This window comes from Azotobacter bryophylli, from assembly GCF_042643485.1.
Taxonomy (GTDB): Bacteria; Pseudomonadota; Gammaproteobacteria; order Pseudomonadales; family Pseudomonadaceae; genus Azotobacter; species Azotobacter bryophylli.
Window position 1 is genome coordinate 43,534 of record NZ_JBHRSJ010000017.1, and the last position, 6,221, is coordinate 49,754.

The window sequence follows — 6,221 nt, forward strand, 5'->3', positions numbered from 1 at the left end:
AGTGAAACGCTATGAGCGGCATGCGCGGGGCGAACGCCTACGCAAAGGTGGGAGTGGAGTCCGGGGTTCTCTCGGCCTCCCCGCACCAGTTGATCGTGATGCTGTTCGACGCGGCGCAGACCTCCATCCGCGCCGCCCGGCTACACATGCAGGCGGGCAACGTCACGGAAAAGGGCAAAGCCATCTCCCGGGCCATCGATATCGTCAACCGGGGGCTGCTTGCCGCGCTGGATCATGAGCGCGGCGGCGAACTGGCCGGACGCCTGGAGCAGATCTACAACTACGTGACCCGCCTCCTGCTGCAGGCCAACCTGCGCAACGACCAGCAGAGCCTGGACCAGGCAGCCAACCTGCTCGAGGAAATCGGCTCGGCCTGGCGCGAAATCGCGCCCCAGGTCGGGGAGTCCCGACCATGAGCGAAACCGCGCAGATCTTCGAATCCTACGAACAGCTGCTGCGGCAGTCGAAATGCATGCTGGAGCTGGCCCGCAGCCACGACTGGGCCGGCCTAGTGCAGGAAAGGTCCCGCGGCCTGGTGGACATCGAACGCCTCCGCCAGCTGGAGGCCAAGGTGCCCCTCGGATCCGAGGAGCAGCAGCGCAAGGTCGAGCTGCTGGAGCAGATCCTCGAACTGGACGTCGAGATCCGCGCCCACCTGGTCGCCCGACAGAACGAACTGGGCAGCCTCATCATGACTTCCCAGCGCCAACGACAACTGAACCGGGCCTATCGCTCCGGCACAGTGACGCTGCAGGCCGCCAAGCGCTTCGATAAAGGCTCGCTGTGAGCGGGATCACCCCGCTGCTCGACACCTTGCTGCATCAGGTCCTGGGCAAGCGGGTGGATTTCCAGACAGCGCCGGAAGCCGCGCCCCCCGTTAGCCCCGCATTCGACACGGAAGCCGTGCGCCAGGTGCGCAGCGACTCCCGGCTCGATGCACGCATCCCCCTGCTGCTGATGCCGGATGCGGACCAGCAGGATGCCACCGGGCCATCCAAGCCACTTCAGCCCCCCGCGGGCGCGCCCGCCTCCACCTCGACCCAACTCAGCCCCGCGGCTCGCACCATCGCCGACGTGCTCCTGACGCACCCGGCCAAGCCCTCGACCATCGAACCGACCAGCCCCCTGCTGCCCGCCGACTCGCCGCCGCAGGCGACCAGCCTGGCCGGCCTGCTGAAACAGAGCATCAGCGAGAGCGGATTGTTCTACGAAGCGCATCTGGCCCGCTGGTTCCAGGGCGAGCTGCCCGTGCAGGCGCTCGCCCACGAGCCGCAGATGCGCGGCTGGCGGCCACCACGGGACAGCGAAACGACATCGCCACAACCCGCTGTCGGACAGTCGTCTACGGCGCCGCTCCCGGATACGCAGCCGCTCGACGGAGGCCCGACGACCGCTCTGCCCTGGACGGCGACACCAAGCGTGCCGACACCCTCCGCCACCGATCTCTCGGACAAGCCTCGGGAACCGCTGCCCCAGGAAACCGAAGCGCCTCGGGACACTCCTCTTTCCCGGGACGAGCTGCAGGGCATCGTCCGCCACCAGCTGGAGCTACTGGTCAGCCCGACTCTGCGCTGGCAAGGAGAGGCATGGGCGGGAATGCTCATGACCCTGCTGCTGCAGGCACCGGACGCAGACCGGAACGACGCCTCCCGGGATCGTCCCGGTGACGGAAGAGGCGCCGATGGCGGCGAGACACCGGAATGGAAGGTTCAGCTGGATCTGCAACTGCCAACGCACGGCCCCCTGCGACTCGATGCCCGGCTGGCCGCACAGCAGCTATCGTTGACCCTGGTCAGCGCCTCGGACGGTTTGCTCGGTTACTTTGAGCAGACCCGCGAAGCATTGCGCGAGCGCCTTCTGCAGTGCGGCCTGACCGAGGTGAAATTGCATTGCCGGGATTCGCGCAAGACGTCGGAGATCGGCGATGACTGACGCCACCACTCCCGGAAAGCCGGGCGCTCCCCGCCGCCAGGCACTGGCCCTGGCCTATGGCGAGAAGGATCAGGCGCCAAGGGTAGTAGCCAAGGGCTATGGTTCGATGGCCGAACGGATCATCGCCGAAGCGCAGCGGCAAGGTGTTCCCGTGCACGGAGCGCCGGAACTGGTCGGCCTGCTCATGCAGGTCGACCTGGATGCCCACATCCCCCCCCAGCTCTACCAGGTCGTGGCCGAGCTGCTGGTCTGGGTCTACGGGCTGGAAGGCCGTAAGACCCCGTCCCCGTAAGAACTTTTCCGCCGACGGCTGTAGCCAACCTTACATATCTGTGATTTATTCTCGAGCGTATGGAGCTGCGGCGACAATTTTTGCGTGTTAAAGTTCCCAAAAAATGGATAACCACACGCCGGATCTGTGATGTGGTTCCAATCAAAACGCGAATCAACGACATCCAGAAGGTGTTATTCGTCGTTTTTGACTGCTTTTCGTGCGCTTGTCATATGAGTTATTCAAAGGGAGGGGGCATGGCCGCCGAGAGCCTTATGGAGGAGATTCAGGATTTGAATCTCTCCTATCTGCTGCTGGCGCAGCGACTGTTACGCAAGGATCGCGCAACCGCAATTTTTCGTCTCAAACTGAGCGAGGAGTTGGCCGACCTGCTGGCAGGGCTATCGGGCAAGCAGCTGATGCAGCTGGCACGCACCAATCAGCTGATCTTCCGTCCCGGCTTCGAGGATGCCGGGCACCTGGCCAAGGTCTTGAACAACACCCGCGAACCGGGACTGGCGCGCCTCCATGCGGCATTGTTGATGACCTCCGCCGACCGAGTGGTCGAGCAGCAGGCCGGAATGCTGAACCATGATTGAAAAGAGCCTGGTCAACGAGATGCACCAGGTGCGGCTGGCCATCGAGCTGATCGAACTGGGCGCCCGTCTGCAGGTGTTGGAGACCGAGACGGACCTCAGCCGAGGACGCCTGATTCGCCTCTACAAGGAGGTGAAGGGGGTCTCGCCGCCGAAGGGCATGCTGCCCTTTTCTACCGACTGGTTCATCACCTGGATGCCCAACATCCATTCCTCGCTGTTTTACGGCATCTACCGGGATCTGGTGGAGAACTGCGGCTGCGAGCGGATGGAAGCGTTCGTCAAGGCCTTCCGGCTCTACCTGGAGCAGGTCAGCCTGGATGACGGCGACTTCGTCCTCGGTCTGACCCGCGCCTGGACCTTGGTGCGCTTCTTCGAGAGCGGCATGCTCGAGCTGATCCGCTGCACCTGTTGCGGCGGCGACTTCGTCGCCCATGCCCATGCGCCGGCCAAGGACTTCGTCTGCGGCATCTGCCTCCCGCCGTCGCGCGCCGGCAAGACCCGCAAGCGCCGTGAAGCCGAGCAACAGCAGCAGTCGGGCGAGGAGACGATCGAGGACGCCCTGCGCGCCAGGGGCTGAAACCCGCCCGAGCCGATGACGCCACCCCGACGCCGAAACCAGCCGGTAATTCTCCGAGCCAGCCGGCTGGAATCGCCCGTCCCACCTAGCTATGGCCCGATAAAGTTTTTCCCGGATGTCCTCAAGCACAGTGGCGTTCTGCCGATAACCCTATAACCGCTTTTCCTGCTTGAGGTTGCGCTCCCGTGCTGATCCCCCTAGGACTTATCGTTGTATTTCTGTCGGTATTCGGCGGTTTCGTTCTTTCCGGCGGCAGCCTGGGTCCCCTGTTCCAGCCTCTCGAGCTGCTGATGATCGCCGGCGCCGGGATCGGGGCATTTCTCTCCGCCAACAACGGCAAGGCCATCAAGGCGACCCTGACGGCCCTGCCCAAGCTCAAGCGCACGGTCAAGTACGACAAGTCCGTCTACATGGAAGTCCTGGCGCTGCTGTTCAAGCTGCTCAGCAAGGCCCGGCGCGACGGCATGCTGGCCATCGAGAAGGACATCGATAATCCGGCCGAAAGCCCCCTGTTCAACGAACATCCGCGCATCTCCAGCGATCCACTGATCATCAACTTCATCGTCGACTATCTGCGACTGATGATCAGCGGCAACATGAGCCCCCACGAGCTCAACGAGCTGATGCTCCACGAGATCGAGGTCTTCGAGCACGAGACCGCCGAGCCGGTCGACGCCCTGAACAAGGTCAGCGACGCCCTGCCGGCGTTCGGCATCGTCGCCGCGGTGATGGGCGTGGTGAAGGCGCTGAGCTCCGCGGGCGCGGGCCCCGATGCGATGGGGGAAATGATCGCCCACGCCATGGTCGGCACCTTCCTCGGCGTGCTGCTGGCCTACGGCGTGGTCGCCCCGATCGCCAGCCGCATCGATCGCCAGGCCACCGAAGCCATCAAGATGCTGCAGTGCCTGCGCGTCACCCTGCTCGCCAGCCTGAACGGCTACGCGCCGACCCTGGCGGTGGAGTTCGGCCGCAAGGCGCTGTACACCACGGAACGCCCCGGCGGCGTCGAGCTCGAGGAGTTCGTGCGCAACGGCAAGGAAGGCGGAGCCGGCGCCGATGAGTGACCACAACCGGGAACCCATCATCATCATCCAGCGCAAGAAGGTGGAGCACGGCCACCATGGCGGCGCCTGGAAGCTGGCTTTCGCCGACTTCATGACTGCGATGATGGCCCTGTTCCTGGTGCTCTGGATGCTGGCCAACGCCGGACAACCCGAGCGCGCCGCCGTCGCCGAATATTTCCGCACGCCGCTGCTGGTCGCCATGGCCGGCGGCGATCGCGCGGCTGCCAGCGACAGCGCCATTCCCGGTGGCGGCCCCGATCTGTCCTACACCGAGGGCGAGCGCCAGCGCATCGACCCCAACCAAGAGCAACGCTCCCAGGAGGAAAAGGAGCGCCTGCACAGACTGAAAAAGCGCATTTCCGAGGCGATCGGCAACGACCCCCAGCTCAAGGACCTGCAGAAGCAGATCCTCATCGACCTGACGCCCGAAGGCCTGCGCATCCAGCTGGTGGATACGGAGCAGCGGCCGATGTTCAAGCTCGGCAGCGCCCAGGTCGAGCCCTACATGCGCGCCCTGCTGCGCACCATCGCGCCCAAGCTCAACGAGCTGCCGAACAACATCCAGATCACCGGACACACCGACAGCCTGCCCTACGCCGGCGGCGAGGCCGGCTACAGCAACTGGGAGCTGTCCGCCGACCGCGCCAACGCCTCGCGCCGCGAGCTGGTGAACGGCGGACTGGACTCCGCGAAGCTGCTGCGCATCTCCGGCATGTCCGATCGCATTCCCTTCGAGGGAGCGGCACCCAACGATGCGTCCAACCGGCGCATCGCGGTGTACGTTCTCGACAGCCGCGTGACCAAGGCGATCATCGACGAGCGGGAATACGGTCCCCTCCCGACGACCGAAACGGTACCGGCCACGCCGGCCGCTCCCGCGGACGGCCAGGTCGGCAAGTCGGATGCCAAGCCTTAATCAATTCATTGCCAGGGTGTTTGCATGGATATCACCGAATTTTACGAGACGTTCTTCGAGGAGGCCGCCGAACTGCTGGAAGACATGGAGCGTCATCTACTGGAACTGGATATCGATCACCCGGATCCGGAGCAGCTCAACGCGATCTTCCGTGCCGCCCACTCGATCAAGGGCGGGGCAGGAACCTTCGGCTTCGAAGTGCTGCAGAAAACCACGCACATCTTCGAGAACATCCTGGACAAACTGCGCCACGGCGAGCTGAAACTGCGCCGCGATATCGTCGACACCTTTCTGGAAACCAAGGACATGCTGCAAGACCAGCTAGCCGCCTACCGCAGTGGCGGCGAACCCGATCCCGAGGCGTTCACCCGTATCTGTCAAACCCTGCAGCAGCTGGCCCTGGACGAGCTCGGCCAGCAGCCGGAGACGCCGGCTCCCGCCGCGCCGGCCCCTGCAGCGGCACCCGAGCCCGCGCCGGCACCCGAGCCGGCCGCCGAAGCCGCCGCACCGGCAGCCGATGGCGCCAAGCGGGTGTGCGTGGCTCTGCTCGGGGTCAGCGACAAGGATCGGGGACTGCTGATCGAGGAACTCAAGCACTTCGGCAGCATCCTGAGCCAGAGCGGCGACGCCAAGCGCTATGAAGTGGAGCTGAGCACCGGCGAGGGTGCCGACGACATCGAGGCCGTCCTCTGCTTCGTGGTCGAGCCCGAGCAGCTGGAAATCCGCGTCCTGGCCGACGTCGCCCAGCCGGCGGCAGCGGCAGCCGCCGCTCCGGCTCCAGCCCCAGCGGCGCCGGTCGCTCCTGCGCCGGCTCCGGCTGCCACTCCGGCTCCTGCGCCGACCGCCGCCGCACCGACCGCCG

Annotated in this window: 9 protein-coding genes; all 9 read left to right on the plus strand. The window is 65.1% G+C overall.

What is annotated here, in order from left to right:
* Positions 1-11 precede the first annotated feature (11 nt).
* A complete protein-coding gene (gene fliS, locus ACFOJE_RS10005; RefSeq protein ID WP_377814186.1) occupies positions 12-416 on the plus strand; it encodes a flagellar export chaperone FliS in 405 nt (134 codons plus the stop codon).
* Entirely contained in the window at positions 413-787 is a 375-nt protein-coding gene (locus ACFOJE_RS10010; RefSeq protein ID WP_377814187.1) for a flagellar protein FliT, read from the plus strand. Before fliS ends, ACFOJE_RS10010 begins: the two co-directional genes overlap by 4 nt.
* Positions 784-1,932 carry a flagellar hook-length control protein FliK gene (locus ACFOJE_RS10015; protein WP_377814188.1) on the plus strand — a complete coding sequence of 383 codons (1,149 nt, stop codon included), beginning with the start codon at positions 784-786 and terminating at the stop codon, positions 1,930-1,932. The genes ACFOJE_RS10010 and ACFOJE_RS10015 overlap by 4 nt, the downstream gene beginning before the upstream one ends.
* Positions 1,925-2,224 (plus strand): EscU/YscU/HrcU family type III secretion system export apparatus switch protein, encoded by a 300-nt coding sequence (locus tag ACFOJE_RS10020; protein ID WP_377814189.1) that lies wholly within the window; start codon positions 1,925-1,927, stop codon positions 2,222-2,224. The genes ACFOJE_RS10015 and ACFOJE_RS10020 overlap by 8 nt, the downstream gene beginning before the upstream one ends.
* 236 nt (positions 2,225-2,460) lie before the next feature.
* Entirely contained in the window at positions 2,461-2,802 is a 342-nt protein-coding gene (gene flhD / locus ACFOJE_RS10025) for a flagellar transcriptional regulator FlhD (protein WP_377814190.1), read from the plus strand.
* The gene (gene flhC, locus ACFOJE_RS10030; RefSeq protein ID WP_377814191.1) at positions 2,795-3,379 is read left to right on the plus strand and encodes a flagellar transcriptional regulator FlhC; all 585 of its coding nucleotides are present in this window, start codon (positions 2,795-2,797) and stop codon (positions 3,377-3,379) included. The genes flhD and flhC overlap by 8 nt, the downstream gene beginning before the upstream one ends.
* Before the next feature lie 185 nt (positions 3,380-3,564).
* A complete protein-coding gene (gene motA, locus ACFOJE_RS10035) occupies positions 3,565-4,443 on the plus strand; it encodes a flagellar motor stator protein MotA (RefSeq protein WP_377814192.1) in 879 nt (292 codons plus the stop codon).
* Positions 4,436-5,359: a flagellar motor protein MotB gene (motB, locus tag ACFOJE_RS10040; protein ID WP_377814193.1), complete on the plus strand. Its 924-nt coding sequence runs from the start codon at positions 4,436-4,438 to the stop codon at positions 5,357-5,359. Before motA ends, motB begins: the two co-directional genes overlap by 8 nt.
* A 24-nt stretch (positions 5,360-5,383) precedes the next feature.
* Positions 5,384-6,221 (plus strand): Hpt domain-containing protein (locus tag ACFOJE_RS10045; protein WP_377814194.1); only part of this gene is annotated, 838 nt, incomplete at its 3' end.